General features: G+C 72.6%; 7 protein-coding genes. 5 read left to right on the top strand and 2 right to left on the bottom strand.

Translation table 11 applies throughout. From position 1 onward, the window contains the following. The first annotated feature begins 86 nt into the window (after positions 1-86). Both ACIQI7_RS10535 and ACIQI7_RS10530 read left to right on the top strand, forming a co-directional pair. Positions 87-1,448 carry a glutamine synthetase family protein gene (locus ACIQI7_RS10535; RefSeq protein ID WP_387748720.1) on the top strand — a complete coding sequence of 454 codons (1,362 nt, stop codon included), beginning with the start codon at positions 87-89 and terminating at the stop codon, positions 1,446-1,448. Positions 1,449-1,611: 163 nt separating this feature from the next. Then, complete coding sequence (locus ACIQI7_RS10530) at positions 1,612-2,886, top strand: hypothetical protein (protein WP_401107292.1); 1,275 nt, start codon at positions 1,612-1,614, stop codon at positions 2,884-2,886. Positions 2,887-2,963: 77 nt separating this feature from the next. Here ACIQI7_RS10530 and ACIQI7_RS10525 read toward each other — a convergent pair whose 3' ends face one another. After that, positions 2,964-3,752, bottom strand: coding sequence for a class E sortase (locus ACIQI7_RS10525; RefSeq protein WP_401107289.1), 789 nt, complete (start codon positions 3,750-3,752; stop codon positions 2,964-2,966). Between the two features lie 251 nt (positions 3,753-4,003). Here ACIQI7_RS10525 and ACIQI7_RS10520 point away from each other — a divergent pair, with 251 nt between their 5' ends. Continuing rightward, entirely contained in the window at positions 4,004-7,033 is a 3,030-nt protein-coding gene (locus ACIQI7_RS10520) for a bifunctional [glutamine synthetase] adenylyltransferase/[glutamine synthetase]-adenylyl-L-tyrosine phosphorylase (protein WP_401107287.1), read from the top strand. A 230-nt stretch (positions 7,034-7,263) separates the two neighbouring features. Here ACIQI7_RS10520 and ACIQI7_RS10515 read toward each other — a convergent pair whose 3' ends face one another. After that, complete coding sequence (locus tag ACIQI7_RS10515; protein WP_401107285.1) at positions 7,264-8,232, bottom strand: phosphatase PAP2 family protein; 969 nt, start codon at positions 8,230-8,232, stop codon at positions 7,264-7,266. Between the two features lie 317 nt (positions 8,233-8,549). Between ACIQI7_RS10515 and pulA the strand changes: the two genes are divergently transcribed. After that, complete coding sequence (pulA, locus tag ACIQI7_RS10510) at positions 8,550-14,069, top strand: pullulanase-type alpha-1,6-glucosidase (protein WP_401107282.1); 5,520 nt, start codon at positions 8,550-8,552, stop codon at positions 14,067-14,069. Between the two features lie 567 nt (positions 14,070-14,636). Next, entirely contained in the window at positions 14,637-16,970 is a 2,334-nt protein-coding gene (locus ACIQI7_RS10505) for a M4 family metallopeptidase (protein ID WP_401107279.1), read from the top strand. The last annotated feature ends 173 nt before the right edge of the window (positions 16,971-17,143 follow it).

Below are 17,143 nucleotides of genomic sequence, written 5' to 3'. Positions count from 1 at the left end.
ATGATGGGGGCAACCGCTTCACGAGGTCTTTCCGGGGGCCGCGGGGGCGTAACACGAGCGTAAAGAGCAGAGGTGAGACTGTCCCCATGGGCAAGCAGCAGCAGTTCGTGCTTCGGACGCTCGAAGAGCGTGACATCAGGTTCGTCCGGCTGTGGTTCACCGACGTGCTCGGGTTCCTCAAGTCGGTCGCGGTGGCACCAGCCGAACTGGAGCAGGCCTTCGAGGAGGGCATCGGCTTCGACGGCTCGGCGATCGAGGGATTCGCCCGGGTGTACGAGTCCGACATGATCGCCAAGCCGGACCCGACCACCTTCCAGATCCTGCCGTGGCGCTCGGAGACCCCGGGCACCGCCCGGATGTTCTGCGACATCCTGATGCCGGACGGCTCGCCGTCCTTCGCCGACCCCCGGTTCGTGCTCAAGCGCACCCTGGAGAAGGCCTCCGATCTGGGCTTCACCTTCTACACCCACCCGGAGATCGAGTTCTTCCTGCTGAAGAACCTGCCCGGCGACGGCACCCCGCCGATCCCCGCCGACCAGTCCGGCTACTTCGACCACACCCCGCGCGGGGTGGGCCACGACTTCCGCCGCCAGGCGATCACCATGCTGGAGTCGATGGGCATCTCGGTCGAGTTCTCGCACCACGAGGGCGCCCCCGGCCAGCAGGAGATCGACCTGCGCTACGCCGACGCGCTCTCCACCGCCGACAACATCATGACCTTCCGGCTGGTCATGAAGGAGGTCGCGCTGGAGCAGGGCGTGCACGCGAGCTTCATGCCCAAGCCGTTCTCCGAGCACCCCGGCAGCGGCATGCACACCCACGTCTCGCTGTTCGAGGGCGACCGCAACGCCTTCCACGAGTCCGGCGCCGAGTACCAGCTGTCCAAGGTCGGCCGCTCCTTCATCGCCGGCCTGCTGCGGCACGCCGCCGAGACCGCCGCCGTCACCAATCAGTGGGTGAACTCGTACAAGAGGATCTGGGGCGGCTCCCAGCGCACCGCCGGGGCCGGCGGCGAGGCACCGTCCTACATCTGCTGGGGCCACAACAACCGTTCGGCGCTGATCCGGGTGCCGATGTACAAGCCGGGCAAGCAGGGCTCCACCCGGATCGAGGTCCGCTCCCTCGACACCGGCTGCAACCCCTACCTCGCCTACGCCGTCACCCTCGCGGCCGGCCTCAAGGGCATCGAGGAGGGCTACGAGCTCCCGCCCGGCGCCGACGACGACGTGTGGGCGCTGTCCGACTCCGAGCGCCGGGCCCTCGGCATCCAGCCGATGCCGCAGAACCTCGGCGAGGCTATCGACCTGATGCAGCGCAGCGAACTCGTCGCCGAGACCCTCGGCGAGCACGTCTTCGACTTCTTCCTGCGCAACAAGAAGCACGAGTGGGAGGAGTACCGCTCCGAGGTGACGCCGTTCGAGCTGCGGAAGAACCTCCAGGTGCTCTGATGATCAGTCAATCGGCTCGGGTCGTCCGGGGCGTGCGGGCGGTGTGCCTCCACGCACGTTAATCCGTTGGGCCAACGGGGTTACTCTGCAGCGGTGCGAGCCGTGGAGGGGTGAGCGAGGGGCGTATTCAGAAGATCCGTTTTGCGGATCATCCTGGAGTGTCATGCGTACTCGAATCACCACCCTGGCCCTGTCCGGACTGACCTCGGCCGCCCTTGTGTGGGGTGCCGGCTCCGCGGCCTACGCCTCGTCCTCCGTCGACCACCGCGCGGGCACCGCATCGGCGGCGGCCCAGGGTGAGTGGGTCGACGGGCTCCTCCGTCAGGCCGCGGAGGGCAACGGCAACACCACCCACGCCTGGACCTTCGGCAACCACGACGCCGCCCCGGCCATGCCGGCGGGCCGTCAGGCCAACCGTTCGGACGGCGACACGGCCTCGGCGGCGCCCGGCGGTCAGGCGCCGGCCGCCGCCGAGGCGGTCCGGCCGGCCGACGAAGGCACCGGGCAGGCAGAGGAAGGAACCGAGCAGGACGAGGAGGGCCAGCCGAGCGAGGAGGACGCCGAGCGCGGGCGGGGCGGCGGCCAGTCGCCGATGCTCGGGTTCGCCGACGAACTGAGCGAGCTGAACGAACTGTCGGGCCTCACCGCCAAGCACTGCCACCACCACCAGCACCACCACGCCTGCCCCTGCCCCCCTGGCGACCACGGGGACCACGGCGGGCACGGGGACCACGGTGACCACGGTGACCACGGCGGGCACGGTGGGAACGGAGGCAACGGCGGGAATGGCGGCAACGGCGGGAATGGCGGGAACGGGGGCAACGGCGGGAACGGGGGCAACGGCGGCAACGGCGGGGGCGGTGCCCCGCAGAGCCAGTCCCAGACCCAGAGCCAGTCCGAGGCCCAGAACCAGTCCCAGTCCCAGAACGGTCAGCAGAGCCAGGACCAGAACGTCAACGTGACGGTCGTCGTGCAGAACACCATCAACAACAGCCTCGACAACAGCGCGAACAACACCGCCAGCAGCAACGCCAACAACTCCGCGGCCAACTCGGCGAGCAACTCCGCGCAGAACACGGCGAACAACAGCCAGTCGGCCTCGCAGTCCAGCAACAACTCCAGCAACAACTCGAACAACAACTCCAACGTGAACAACGCCAAGTACGGCGCTGGCACGGTCCACCGGCCGACCCACCAGGGCCACCAGAGCCACGGGGGCCAGCAGGGTCAGCAGGGCCACGGGGGTCACGAGGGCCACCAGGGCCACGAAGGCCACCAGGGCCACCAGGGCGGCCACGCGGACGAGAACGGCTGGCACCACGGGGAGCTGGCCGAGACGGGGAGCGAGACCTCGCCGGTGCTGCTCGGCCTCTCGGCGGCGTTCGTCGCGGCGGGCGCGGCGGCCATGCGGATCGGTCGCCGCCGTCGCTCCTCCTGACCGGGCCGGAGCACTCGGTGACCGACGGGCGGTGCGCACGGCGCACCGCCCGTCAGTCGTGTGATCGCCGGACGGGCTCAGCGGAGCTCGGCGGGCGGCGTGCGGCCCGGGTCCATCGGCTCCTCCCGGACCAGGCTGCCCCAGACGGCCATCCGGTACAGCGAGGTGTAGACCGGCGTGCACGTCGTCAGGGTGATGTAGCGGCCCGGCCCGTCGTAGGGGGAGCCGACGGGCACCGGGGCGATGACGCCGATGTCCTCCTTGGACGTCTCGGGCAGCGTGGCGTCGACGCGGTAGACGTACCAGTGGTCCCGGGTCTCCACGACCAGCGGGTCGCCCGGCTTCAGCCGGTCCAGGTCGTGGAACTTCGCGCCGTGCCCGTCGCGGTGGGCGGCCAGGGCGAAGTTGCCCTGGGCCTCCCAGGGCATGGCCGCGCGGTAGGGCGCGGTGTAGGCCCCGGCGACCCCCTTCGCGAGGGTGTCCGGGTCGGCACCGATCTCGATCAGCACCTGGTAGCCGGCGCCCAGGGCCGGGACGTGGAGGAATCCGACGGCGTCGCCCGGGCCGACCGGGGACGGCGCGTCGGTCGGTGCGGCGGCTGGCGGTGCGGCGGGCGTCGGCGCGGGGGCGTCGGCCGCCGGGGCCGCCGGGGCCGTCCGGGCCGGAGCCGACCAGGACTGGCGCAGCCGCTCGGCGGAGGCGTCCGCGTGCCGGTCGGCCGTGAGGTTCGTCCACCACAGCGAGTGGACGATCAGCAGGGCGAGCAGCACGCCGACGGTGAACAGCAGGTCGCCGAGCACGCCGATCGCGAGCCGGTGGGGGGGTCGGCGCGGTGTTCGCCGCTCGGCCGGGTGCTCGGTCGCCATGGGTCGTCCCTTCGGGCGGGAGTGCGGGGAGAGCCGCGGGGCGTCCCGGCCGGCCATGCGTACTCCACCGCGCCCCCGAGCCGACGGGCAAGCCGACACGCCACGCCGTGCCCGGAGCCGATCCGTCCCGGTCCGAGCGCGGCGGCAGGGCGCCTGGCGCGTCCACCCGGTGGTCGTGCCCGGCGGCGGCCCGTGCGGGCGCGTAACCTGCTGGGGCGGACGGGCCCTTGGGCGGACGGATGGAGGGGCCGATGGCGGCGGTGGAGGAGCAGCGGGCCGGGAGCCGGGTCAGCCGGCCGGAGAACCGGCTGGTCCGGCGCGGGTTCACCGACCCGGCGCGGGCGGTGCGGCTGTTGGAGGGCCCCGGGCTGGAGGGCCTGGCCGACGACCCCCTGCTGCTGGACGCGCTGGGCGCCACCGCCGACCCCGACCTCGCGCTGCTGGGCCTGGCCCGGCTGCTGGAGGCCGCCGACGAGGCCGACCGGCACACCCTGCGCGACACCCTCACCACCTCCAAGCCGCTGCGCGACCGGCTGCTCGGCGTGCTCGGCGTCTCCACCGCGCTCGCCGACCACCTGGCCCGGCACCCGCACGACTGGCACGTGCTGGTCACCTTCGAACTGCGCGACATGCACCCCGGCCCGGAGGACTTCCGCCGCGCCCTCGCCGAGGGCGTCCGGGACGAGGCGCTCGGCCCGGCGAACGCGCTGCGGGTCGCCTACCGCCGCTGCCTGCTCGCCATCGCCGCCCGCGACCTCACCGGCACCACCGACCTCGCGCAAACCGCAGCCGAACTCGCCGACCTGGCCGGCGCCACCCTCCAGACCGCCCTGGACCTCGCCGCCGAGCAGGACCCGGAGGCCGCCGCGGCGTGCCGGCTCGCGGTGATCGGCATGGGCAAGTGCGGCGGCCGCGAACTCAACTACGTCTCGGACGTGGACGTGGTCTTCGTCGCCGAGCCGCGCGAGGGCGTGGACGAGCACGAGGCCGTCAAGGCCGCCACCCGGCTGGCCGCCGCCCTCACCCGGCTGTGCGCGGACACCACCGGCGAGGGCACCATCTGGCCGGTGGACGCCAACCTGCGCCCCGAGGGCCGCAACGGCCCGCTGGTGCGCACCCTGGCCAGCCACCTCGCCTACTACCAGCGCTGGGCCAAGACCTGGGAGTTCCAGGCGCTGCTCAAGGCCCGCCCGGTCGCCGGGGACGCGGAGCTCGGCGCCGCGTACGTGGAAGCGCTCGCCCCGATGGTCTGGCAGGCCGCCGCCCGGGAGAACTTCGTCACCGACGTGCAGCAGATGCGCCGCCGGGTGGTCGACTCCATCCCGGCCACCGAGCTGGAGCGCCAGCTCAAGCTCGGCCCGGGCGGGCTGCGCGACGTCGAGTTCTCCGTCCAGCTGCTCCAGCTGGTGCACGGCCGCACCGACCCGGCGCTGCGCAGCGGCAACACCCTGGAGGCGCTGGCCGCGCTCTCCCGGGGCGGGTACGTGGGCCGGGCGGACGCCGCCTCGTTGGACGCCGCGTACCGCTTCCTGCGCTCGCTGGAGCACCGCATCCAGCTGTACCGGCTGCGCCGCACCCACCTGATGCCCACCGGGGCCGAGGACCTGCGCCGGCTGGCCCGCTCGCTGGCGGCGCTGATCAACGACGACACCCGGGCCGACCCGGTGGCCGCGCTGCACCGCGAGTGGAAGCGGCACGCGATGGAGGTCCGGCGGCTGCACGAGAAGCTGTTCTACCGGCCGCTGCTCGACGCCGTCGCGGAACTCCCGCCGGGCGCCACCGGACTGACCCCGGACGCGGCCCGGGCCCGGCTGGAGGCACTGGGCTACGCGGACCCGGCCGCCGCACTGCGGCACATCAGCGCCCTGGCCTCCGGAGTGAGCCGCAAGGCCGCGATCCAGCGCACCCTGCTGCCGGTGCTGCTCGGCTGGTTCGCCGAGTCCGCCGACCCGGACGCCGGGCTGCTCAACTTCCGCCAGGTCTCCGACGCCCTCGGCCGCACCCCCTGGTACCTGCGGCTGCTGCGGGACGAGAGCGCCGCCGCCGAGCAGCTGGCCCGGGTGCTGTCGGCCGGCCGGCTCGCCCCCGACCTGCTGCTGCGCGCCCCCGAGGCGGTGGCCATGCTGGGCGACCCGCACGGGCTGGAACCGCGCGGCCGGGCCGCCCTGGAGGGGGAGATCCTGGCCGCCGTCGGCCGGGCCGGGTCCACCCACGCGGCCGTGGCCGCCGCCCGCTCGGTGCGCCGCCGGGAGCTGTTCCGCACCGCCGCCGCGGACGTGCTCGGCCGGCTCGGGGAGGACCCCGGGGAGGCCCTGGACGCCGCGGGGGAGGCGCTCACGGCGCTCAACGCCGCCACCCTGGGCGGCGCGCTGCGTGCCTGTATCGCCGGCTGGGAGGCCGAGCACGGTGACCTGCCGACCCGGATCTCGGTGATCGCGATGGGCCGCTTCGGGGGCCACGAACTGGGCTACGGCTCGGACGCGGACGTGCTCTTCGTCCACGAGCCGCTGCTCGGCTCGCTGGAGGAGGAGGCCGCCCGGGCCGCCCAGGCGGTCTGCCACGAGCTGCGCACCCGGCTGGGCGCGCCGTCCACCGAGCCGCCGCTGCTGGTCGACGCCGACCTGCGGCCGGAGGGCCGCAGCGGCCCGCTGGTGCGCAGCCTCGCCTCGTACGCGGCGTACTACCGGCGCTGGTCGCACGCCTGGGAGAGCCAGGCGCTGCTGCGGGCCGAGCCGGTGGCCGGGGACGAGGAGCTGGGCCTGCGGTTCCGGCGGCTGATCGACCCGCTGCGCTACCCGGGCGGCGGGGTGCCGGAGCGGGACCTGGTGGAGATCCGCCGGATCAAGGCGCGGATCGAGGCCGAACGGCTGCCGCGCGGGGCCGACCCGACCACCCACACCAAGATCGGTCGGGGCGGGCTGGCGGACGTCGAGTGGACGGTGCAACTGCTCCAGCTCCAGCACGGGCACGAGCTGCCGGCCCTGCGCACCACCCGGACCAGGGCGGCGCTGGCCGCCGCCGTGGCGGGCGGGCTGGTCGGGCCGGAGGACGCCGAGGTGCTGGACGCGGCCTGGGTGCTGGCCTCCCGGGTGCGGGCGGCGGTGATGCTGGTGCGCGGGCGGCCCGGGGACAGCTTCCCGGGGGAGGCCCGGGAGCTGGCCGGGGTGGCCCGCTACCTCGGGTACGGCTCGGGGCACAGCGGCGAGCTGCTGGACGACTACCGGCGGACCACCCGGCGGGCCCGGGTGGTGGTGGACCGGCTGTTCTACGGCTCGGACTGAGCCGCCCCGGACAGGCGAAAGGGGCCCCGCACGGGGCCCCTCCGGTTTCCAGGACCTAGGGTCTGTCTTCAAACTCGCGTCTGCGGGGCGACGCCGGGGCACGTACCTCGCCGCGTTGTCGTCGGTCGCCAATGCTCCGCAGTGGCTCCCTCCTCCGCCTTGCGATGCACGCACCCCAACGCCGCCCCGCCCGCCCTCCCGGACGAACGACGGGAGTTTGAAGACAGACCCTAGCGGCGCGCGCTGCTGACCGCGGGCTCGCTCCACTGCTCCGGGACGGTGATCGGCTGCTCGGCCACCGTCTCCCGGGCGGGAACCCTGGGCAGCCGGTAGACCCACTCGTGGTACAGCCAGCGGGCGGTGAGGAAGCCCACCGCCAGGCAGAGCACGCCGCCGACGGCGTCCATCCAGAAGTGGTTGGCGGTGGAGACGATGACCACCAGGGTGGCGGCCGGGTACAGCAGGCCGAGCGCCCGGACCCACGTCCGGCGGGCCAGGAAGAAGATCGCCAGGCCGCACCACGTCGACCAGCCGATGTGCATCGAGGGCATCGCCGCGTACTGGTTGGAGACGTGTGCGGCGGGGCCGGAGGCCATCGAACCCCAGGTGCCGTGGGTCTTCACGGTGTCGATGAAGCCGCCGTCCGTCATCAGCCGGGGCGGGGCCAGCGGGAAGAAGTAGAAGCCGACCAGGGCGATCGCGGTGGTCACGAACAGCACCGTGCGGGCCGCGACGTAGCGCCCGGGGTGCCAGCGGTAGAGCCAGACCAGCACGCCGATCGTGATCACGAAGTGCAGCGTCGCGTAGTAGTAGTTCATCCCGGTGATGAGCCACCCGACGCCGTCCACGGCGTGGTTGACCGAGCGCTCGACGGCGATGCCGAGGTGGTGCTCCAGGTCCCAGATCCAGCCCGCGTGCTTCTGGGCTATCGCTTCCTGTTCGGGGACCGCGTTGCGCACGATCGAGTAGATCCAGTAGCTGATCCCGATCAGGGCCAGTTCGAACCAGATCCGCGGCCTGGCCGGGGACCGGCGCTGGGCGCTGACGCGGCTGCGCAGGGCGGCGGTACGGGACTGGGCGGCACGGGCGGTTCCCTCGGGCAGGCGGCCGGGGACGGCCTTCGCTGCGTCGGAACCGCCACCACTGGCCGCGTCGGCGCGCCCGGCGTCGCCTCGCTGGATCTCGGTCGGTTCCCCCATGGACGGCAAGTCTGCCAGACCGCTCGTAGCCGTCCGCTCATCCTCTGGAAGTGGATTCTTCACCGGCTGTCCCCCTTGAGGGCTAGGGGCCGGCTCCCACCGGGGTAGGGGGTGTTCGGGGGTTGGGTGCATACCGGTGGGACGGACATACGTCCCATTGTCACGCCCGCCGCTCCAGGGGCGTAATCGGGGTGGTCGGAGACGGTCGCCCAGCTGGAAGTTCCGCCCACGAAACCGTTTCTGCATCTTGCTGAAACATATTGCAGGCCGCTAGCTTCCTGGGAACTCGATCGCCCCTTCCCCTAAGGGAGCCCTCAGTGGCCGATGCCCCGCTCCGCCCCCGCCGGAGCACCGCCCGACGTGCTGGCCGCCGCAGACCACCAGGCCGCACGGCCGTCCTGCTGGCCGCCGCACTGACCGCCGCCACTCTCGGCGGCGCCCCCGCGGCCCTCGCCGCCGCCCCGCCGGCCCCGCCCTCGGACGCCGCGCTGGCGGCCACCGCCGGGCGGCACGACCTCACCCGCGAGCAGTTCTACTTCGTCCTGCCCGACCGCTTCGCCAACGGTGACACCGCCAACGACACCGGCGGCATCACCGGCGGGCGGCTGGAGAACGGCTTCGACCCCGCCGACAAGGGCTTCTACCACGGCGGCGACCTCGCCGGGCTGATCCAGCGGCTCGACTACATCCAGAACATGGGTACCACCGCGATCTGGATGGCCCCGATCTTCAGGAACAAGCCGGTGCAGGGCAGCGGGGCCGACGCCTCGGCCGGCTACCACGGTTACTGGATCACCGACTTCACCCAGGTCGACCCGCACTTCGGCACCAACGAGCAGCTCAAGGAGCTGATAGCCAAGGCGCACGCCCGCGGCATCAAGGTCTTCTTCGACGTCATCACCAACCACACCGCCGACGTCGTCGACTACGCCGAGAAGCAGTACGGCTACCGCTCCGTCGGCGCCTACCCGACGCTCGACGCGGACGGGAACCCGGTGGACGAGACCGCCGTCGCCGACGCGGGCTCCCCCTGGCCGCGGACGACCAAGGACTCCTTCCCCTACACCCCGGTCTTCCGCACCCCGGCCGACGCCGCGGCCAAGACCCCGTCCTGGCTCAACGACCCGGCGCTCTACCACAACCGCGGCGACTCGACCTTCGTCGGCGAGTCCGCCACCGAGGGCGACTTCAGCGGCCTGGACGACCTCGACACCCAGAACCCCAAGGTGGTGAAGGGCTTCGAGAAGGTCTACCAGCAGTGGGTCAAGGACGCCGGCGTGGACGGCTTCCGGATCGACACCGTCAAGCACGTCGACATGGCGTTCTGGCAGCAGTGGGCGCCCGCGCTCAAGGACTTCGCCGCCAAGCAGGGCAACCGGAAGTTCTTCATGTTCGGCGAGGTCCACTCCGGGGACCCGGCGGTCACCTCGCCGTACGTCACCAAGGGCAGGCTCCAGGCCGCCCTGGACTTCCCGTTCCAGAGCGCGGCCCGCTCCTACGTCTCCCAGGGCGGCTCGGCGCGCGGCCTCGCCGACGTCTACGCCCAGGACTACCGCTACACCAGCGCCGACACCGACGCGTACGAGCTGCCGACCTTCCTCGGCAACCACGACATGGGCCGCTTCGGCTCCTTCCTGCTCGCCGACAACCCGGGCGCCGACGACGCGACCCTGCTGCGGAAGGACCGGCTCGGCAGTGAGCTGCAGTTCCTCACCCGCGGCCAGCCCGTCGTCTACTACGGCGACGAGCAGGGCTTCACCGGCGCGGGCGGCGACAAGGACGCCCGGCAGGACCTGTTCGCCTCCAGGACGGCCTCGTACAACGCCGACCGGGTGCTCGGCGGCCCCGCCGGCCCGGCCGACCGGTACGGGCAGGACGGCGAGCTCTACCGGGGCGTCGCCGGGCTGGCCGAGCTGCGCCGGACCAACCCGGCGCTGGCCGACGGCGCCCAGATCGAGCGGTACGCCGCCGACGGCGCGGGCGTGTACGCCTTCTCCCGGATCGACGCCGGGCAGCAGGTCGAGTACCTGGTGGCGGTCAACAACGCCACCGAGGCGAAGACCGTCGCCCTGGACACCTTCTCCGCGGGGATGGGCTTCGACCGGATCTACCCGGCGGCCGGCGACCGGATCACCAGCGGCGCCGACCGGAAGGCGACCGTCACCGTGCCGGCGCTCTCCTCCGTGGTGTTCAAGGCGGGCGCCCGGCTGGCGGCCGTCGGCGCCGCGCCGGGGATCTCGGTGCAGCCGCCCGCGGACGGATCGGCCGGGCTGGTGACGCTCGGCGCCCGCGTCGACGGCGGCGGCTTCGACCGGGTGAGCTTCGCCGCCCAGGTCGGCGACGGGCCCTGGCGGACGCTGGGCACGGCCGACACCGGGAAGTACGCGGTGACCCAGGACCTCGGCGGCGTCGCCCCCGGCACGGTCGTCCGCTACAAGGCCGTCGTGCAGGACTCCAGCGGCCACCTGCGCTCCGCCACGGCGAGCTTCACCACCGGCGCCCCCGCGCCCCGGCCGGCGCCCACCGCCGGCTCCCGCCCGTACGCCGTCGTCCACTACAACCGTCCGGACGGCGACTACGACGGCTGGAACCTCTACGCCTGGGGCGACCTCGCCGACGGCGAGGCCACCCAGTGGCCGGCCGGGCACGGCTTCACCGGGCGGGACGCGTACGGCGCCTTCGCGTACGTGCGGCTGAAGCCGGGCGCCTCGGACGTCGGGTTCGTCGTGGAGAAGGACGGCGTCAAGGACGTCGACACCGACCGGCACCTCGACGTCGCCGGCACCGGCGAGGTGTGGCTCAAGCAGGGCGACCCGGCCGTGCGCACCGCCGACCCCGGGCCGCCGAACAGCCAGCCCGCGAACACCGCCGTCATCCACTACAACCGGGCCGACGGCGACTACGACGGCTGGGGCCTGCACGACTGGACCGGCGCCGCCACCCCGACCGACTGGGGCAAGCCGCTGACGCCCGCGCGCCGCGACGCCTTCGGCGCCGTCTTCGAGGTGCCGCTGGCCCCCGGGGCGACCAGCCTCAGCTACGTCCTGCACAAGGGCGACGACAAGGACCTGCCCGCCGACCAGTCGCTGGACTTCGCCGTCAACGGCAAGGAGGTCTGGATCCTCGGCGGTCGCGAGGGCTACCTGCTGCCGCAGAACCCGGCCGCCTCCTCCCAGATCGACCTCACCGGCGCCAAGGCCCAGTGGATCGACGCGAGGACCGTCGTCGTCCCGGCGAACTACGGCGCGGGCGACGAGGCCCTGGCCGGCGGCACCAGCGCCCAGCTGGTCTACGACCCGGCGGGCGGCATCGCGGCGGACAAGGGCGCGCTGACCGAGCCCGGCCGCTGGCTGCGGCTCAGCCCCGTCAAGGGCGGGCTGACCGACGCGCAGAAGGCCGCCCACCCGCACCTGGCGGGCTACCGGGCCTTCACCGTCGACCCCCGGGACGCCGCCCGCGTCCCGGCCGCGCTGCGCGCCCAGCTGCTGTTCACCGAACACCTGCCCAGCGGCGCCGTGCTGGCCGCCACCGGGGTGCAGATCCCGGGCGTGCTGGACGACCTGTACGCCGGGCGGACCGGCAAGGTGGACTTCGGACCGGCCTACTACAACGGCAAGGTGGCGCTGTCGCTCTGGGCGCCGACCGCGCAGGAGGTCTCCGTCCAGGTCTTCGACAGCGCCACCGGGGGCACCCCGAGGACGCTGCCGCTGAAGCTGGACGACGAGACCGGAGTGTGGGAAGTCGTCCGCGACAAGGGCGAGCTGGACGGCAAGTACTACCTGTACCGGGTGAAGGTCTGGGCTCCCTCGGTCCGGCAGGTCGTGGTCAACACCGTCACCGACCCGTACGCGGTGGCGCTGTCCACCGACTCGAAGCGGAGCCTGGTCGCCGACCTCGACGCCAGGGAGCTCAAGCCGAAGGGCTGGGACGACCATGCCCGCCCGCAGGCCGTCCCGCCCGCGCGGCAGCAGATCCAGGAGCTGCACGTCCGGGACTTCTCGGTCGAGGACCCCACCGTCCCGGCCGCCGAGCGCGGCACCTACCTGGCGTTCACCGAGTCCGACTCGGCCGGGATGCGGCACCTCCGGGAGCTCGCCGAGGCCGGGGTGACCACGGTGCACCTGCTGCCGACCTTCGACATCGCCACCGTCCGGGAGAACCCGGCGGACCGGAAGCTGCCGGCCTGCGACCTCAAGTCCCTGCCGCAGGACGGCCCCCAGCAGCAGGAGTGCGTGGCGGCCGTGGCCGCCGACGACGCGTACAACTGGGGCTACGACCCGCTGCACTACAACGTGCCGGAGGGCTCCTACGCCACCGACCCGAACGGGACGGCCCGTACGGTGCAGTTCCGGCAGATGGTGCAGGCGATGCACGCGGCCGGGCTGCGGGTGGTGCTCGACGTGGTCTACAACCACACCGCCGCCGGCGGCCAGGCCGAGCACTCGGTGCTGGACAAGGTGGTTCCCGGCTACTACCAGCGGCTGGACGCCGACGGCAAGGTGACGACGGACAGCTGCTGCGCCGACACGGCGCCCGAGCACGCCATGATGAACCGGCTGGTGGTCGACTCGGTGACGCTGTGGGCCCGCGAGTACAAGGTCGACGGGTTCCGCTTCGACCTGATGGGCCTGGACCCGAAGTCCACCATGCTGGACGTGCAGTCCGCGCTGCACCGGATGACGCCGGACTCGGACGGCGTGGACGGCGCGAACATCCTCCTGTACGGCGAGGGCTGGAACTTCGGCGTCGTCGCGAACGACGCCCGGTTCGAGCAGGCCACCCAGGCCCACATGGCCGGCACCGGCATCGCCACCTTCGACGACCGGATCCGGGACGCCGCCCGCGGCGGCAACTTCATGCTGGACTCCGCCCCGCAGCAGGGCTTCGCCTCGGGCCTGTACAGCGACCCGAACGGCTCGGCCGCCAACGGCACGCCGGAGGAGCAGAAGGCCCGGCTGCTGCACCAGATGGACCAGTTGAAGGTCGGGCTGACCGGCAATCTGGCCGGCTACTCCTTCACCGACAGCTCCGGAAAGCACGTCACCGGCGCCCAGGTCGACTACAACGGCGCCCCGACCGGGTACGCGGCCAAGCCGGGCGAGGCGGTGGAGTACGTGGACGCCCACGACAACACCGACCTCTTCGACGCGCTCGCGTACAAGCTGCCGGCCGGCACCGCGCCCGCCGACCGGGCCCGGATGCAGGCGCTCGGGCTCTCGCTGACCACGCTCACCCAGGGCGCGGGCTTCGCCCAGGCCGGCAGCGACCTGCTGCGCTCCAAGTCGCTCGACTCCAACTCCTACGACTCCGGGGACTGGTTCAACGCGATCCACTGGGACCCGGCGGACGGCAACGGCTGGGGCCGCGGCCTGCCGATGGCGAAGGACAACCAGGGCCAGTGGGCGGCCGCCCGGTCCCTGCTGGCCGACCCGGGGCTGAGGGTGGGCGCGGCCGACGTCCGGGCGACCTCGGCGCAGTACCGGGAGTTCCTGCGGATCAAGCAGTCCTCGCCGCTGTTCTCGCTGCCCACCCTGGCCGCCGTCCAGCAGCGGCTCTCCTACCCGCTCTCCGGCACCGCCGGTGAGACGCCCGGGGTGATCACCCTGCACCTGGACGGGACCGGGCTGCCGGGGGCGGAGAAGGGCATCACGGTGGTCTTCAACGCCACGCCCACGGCGCAGGTGCAGACCGTACCGGCCCTGCGGGGCACCGGCCAGGCCCTGCACCCCGTCCAGGCGGGCGGGGCGGACCGGGTGGTGCGGGAGGCCGGCTTCGACGCCGCGACCGGCACCTTCACCGTGCCGGGCCGCACCGTGGCGGTGTTCGTCCAGCACTGATTCGTACACCCCCGCAACTTCCGGGCCCCGTACCACTGTTCAGGTGGTGCGGGGCCCGGTCGTGGTCCGGGGCGGCCCGGTTCCGTTCCGGACACACAATGGCCGGAAAGCATCGGTGGCACGGCCGGAACTGTGACGTGCCGGGTCCAACGGGCGCTGTGGGCCACCCGGCGGTGCCCGGCGGGGCCCTGAGCGCTGGTCACCGACTGCCGGTAGTGATCGAACTTTACCCGGGGCATGAAAACCGTGTTCACGAGTTCGTCACGGGGTAACACAACTGACGGACCGTCCTGCATACGGTTTCGGTATCGAATCGGCCAATCCGTGGCATGCATCTGTCATTAACGGCTCGTTTGCTGCCACGATTCCCCCGGCTGTAGACGAGGGGGCCCCACCCCCCGGTGCAGCTGTTCCAGTTCTGGTGCAGCGCGTCCCGACCCTGCAACGAGTTGTGAGCACCGCATCCGCACTCCCGTCGCACCCGGCGGGGGCCCCCACTGCGCCGCAACCGCGGCCCAGGTTCTCTCCACCGTGCGCGACCCAGCGCCGGTCGGAAAAGGAGTCCGCATGTCCCGTTACGCTCACGCCCGGAAGGCGGCGGTTGTCATGGCCGCCTCCACCGCGCTGCTGGTCACCGGCATACCGGTGATCGCCCAGGCGGCCACGCCGGACGCGCCGGCCGCCGTCGCGGCCCAGCAGGCGAACCGCGCCCAGCTGATCTCCGCCGCGACCCAGCAGAGCGCCTCCCTCGCCCAGAGCCTGGGGCTGAGCGGCGAGGAGAAGCTGGTCACCAAGGACGTCATCCAGGACGCGGACGGCACCCGCCACCTGCGGTACGAGCGCACCCTCAACGGGCTGCCCGTCCTGGGCGGGGACCTGGTGGTGCACCAGGCGCCCACCGGTGCGACCAAGAGCGTTGACCGGGCCAGCACCGCCTCGCTGAGCGGTGTCAGCACCACGCCGAAGCTGGCCGCGCCGGCCGCGCAGAGCGCCGCGCTCGCCGCCGAGCAGGGCACCGCGGTCGAGACCGCGCCGCGCCTGGTGGTCTGGGCCGCCGACAACAGCCCCCGGCTCGCCTGGGAGACCGTCGTCGCCTCCACCAAGTCCGACGGCACCCCGAGCAAGATGCACGTCGTCACCGACGCCACCAGCGGCCAGGTCATCCAGCAGTGGGACGGCATCGAGACCGGCTCCGGCAAGGGCGTCTTCGTCGGCAGCGTCACCATCGGCACCACCCAGTCCGGGTCGTCGTACCAGATGAAGGACGCCGCCCGCGGCAACGGCTACACCACCAACCTGAACCACGGGACGTCGGGCACCGGCACGCTCTACAGCAAGTCCACCGACACCTGGGGCGACGGCACCGTCAACAACGGCGAGTCCGCCGCGGTCGACGCCCACTTCGGCGTGGCGTCCACCTGGGACTACTACAAGAACACCTTCGGCCGCAACGGCATCCGCAACGACGGTGTCGGCGCCTACAGCCGCGTCCACTACGGCAACAACTACGTGAACGCGTTCTGGGACGACTCCTGCTTCTGCATGACCTACGGCGACGGCTCCAACAACACCGCGCCGCTGACCGAGCTGGACGTCGCCGGCCACGAGATGAGCCACGGCGTCACCTCGGCCACCGCGAACCTGACCTACTCGGGCGAGTCCGGCGGCCTCAACGAGGCCACCTCGGACATCTTCGGCACCATGGTCGAGTTCTCCGCCAACATCCCGAGCGACAACCCCGACTACCTGATCGGTGAGTTGATCGACATCAACGGGAACGGCACCCCGCTGCGCTACATGGACAAGCCGTCCAAGGACGGCGCCTCGGCCGACTACTGGTACTCGGGCGTCGGCAACAAGGACGTCCACTACTCGTCCGGTGTCGCCAACCACTTCTTCTACCTGCTGTCCGAGGGCAGCGGCGCGAAGGTGATCAACGGCGTCAGCTACGACTCGCCGACCCAGGGCAACATCGCGGTCACCGGCATCGGCCGGGACAAGGCGGCGGCCGTCTGGTACCGCGCGCTGACCACCTACATGACCTCCAACACCAACTACGCCGCGGCGCGCACCGCGACGGAGAAGGCGGCCACCGACCTGTACGGTGCCGGCAGCGCCGAGCTGACCGCGGTCAGCACCGCCTGGGCGGGCGTCAACGTCGGCACCGCGCCCAACCCGGGCGGCGTCACCGTCACCAACCCGGGCAACCAGTCCACCGCCGTCGGCGGCGCGGTCAACCTGGCGATCAAGGCCACCGGTGGCACCGCCCCGCTGACCTACTCGGCCACCGGCCTGCCCACCGGCCTGTCGATCAACTCCTCCACCGGCGTGATCACCGGCACCGCCTCCACCGCGGGCACCTACAACGTGACCGTCACGGCGAAGGACTCGGCCGGCAAGACCGGTACCACCAGCTTCACCTGGACCGTCTCCACCGGTGGCGGCGGCTGCACGCCGGCCCAGCTGCTGGGCAACGCGGGCTTCGAGTCGGGCACGGCGACCCCGTGGACGGCGTCGAGCGGCGTGGTGGACAACAGCTCCTCCCAGGCGGCCCACGGCGGTTCCTGGAAGGCGTGGCTGAACGGCTACGGCTCCACCCACTCGGACTCGCTGTCGCAGACCGTGAGCATCCCGGCGGGCTGCAAGGCGACGCTGAGCTTCTGGCTGCACATCGACACCGCCGAGTCGGGCAGCACCGCGTACGACAAGCTGACCGTGACGGTGAACGGCACCGCGCTGAAGACCTACTCCAACGCGGACGCCGCGGCCGGCTACCAGCAGCGCACCTTCGACCTGTCGGCCTACGCGGGCCAGACGGTCACCGTGAAGTTCGCCGGGACCGAGGACGCCTCGCTCCAGACCAGCTTCGTGATCGACGACACCGCCGTCCAGACCGGCTGAGCCCGGTCCGGCTCCTGAGGGGCCGGTGAACCAGGACAGGTGAGGGGCCCGGTGGCTACGGCCGCCGGGCCCTTGTCGTGCCATCCGTCCTGTCGGACCTGAACCGAGGCCCGTCCCCCGAGGCCCGTCCCCCGGGCGGCCTGGACCGAGGCCCGTCCCCCGGGCGGCCTGGA

The sequence above is a fragment of the Kitasatospora sp. NPDC092039 genome, assembly GCF_044756065.1.
Taxonomy (GTDB): Bacteria; Actinomycetota; Actinomycetes; order Streptomycetales; family Streptomycetaceae; genus Kitasatospora.
Note: the sequence above shows the minus strand (reverse complement) of the source record. Positions and strands in the feature narration are given on the sequence as shown.

What these genes read in the sequence shown, in the direction of transcription:
- ACIQI7_RS10535 (WP_387748720.1), top strand. Translation starts at nt 87, where the DNA reads ATGGGCAAGCAGCAGCAGTTCGTGCTTCGGACGCTCGAAGAGCGTGAC.
- ACIQI7_RS10530 (WP_401107292.1), top strand. Translation starts at nt 1,612, where the DNA reads ATGCGTACTCGAATCACCACCCTGGCCCTGTCCGGACTGACCTCGGCC.
- ACIQI7_RS10525 (WP_401107289.1), bottom strand. Translation starts at nt 3,752, where the DNA reads ATGGCGACCGAGCACCCGGCCGAGCGGCGAACACCGCGCCGACCCCCC.
- ACIQI7_RS10520 (WP_401107287.1), top strand. Translation starts at nt 4,004, where the DNA reads ATGGCGGCGGTGGAGGAGCAGCGGGCCGGGAGCCGGGTCAGCCGGCCG.
- ACIQI7_RS10515 (WP_401107285.1), bottom strand. Translation starts at nt 8,232, where the DNA reads ATGGGGGAACCGACCGAGATCCAGCGAGGCGACGCCGGGCGCGCCGAC.
- ACIQI7_RS10505 (WP_401107279.1), top strand. Translation starts at nt 14,637, where the DNA reads ATGTCCCGTTACGCTCACGCCCGGAAGGCGGCGGTTGTCATGGCCGCC.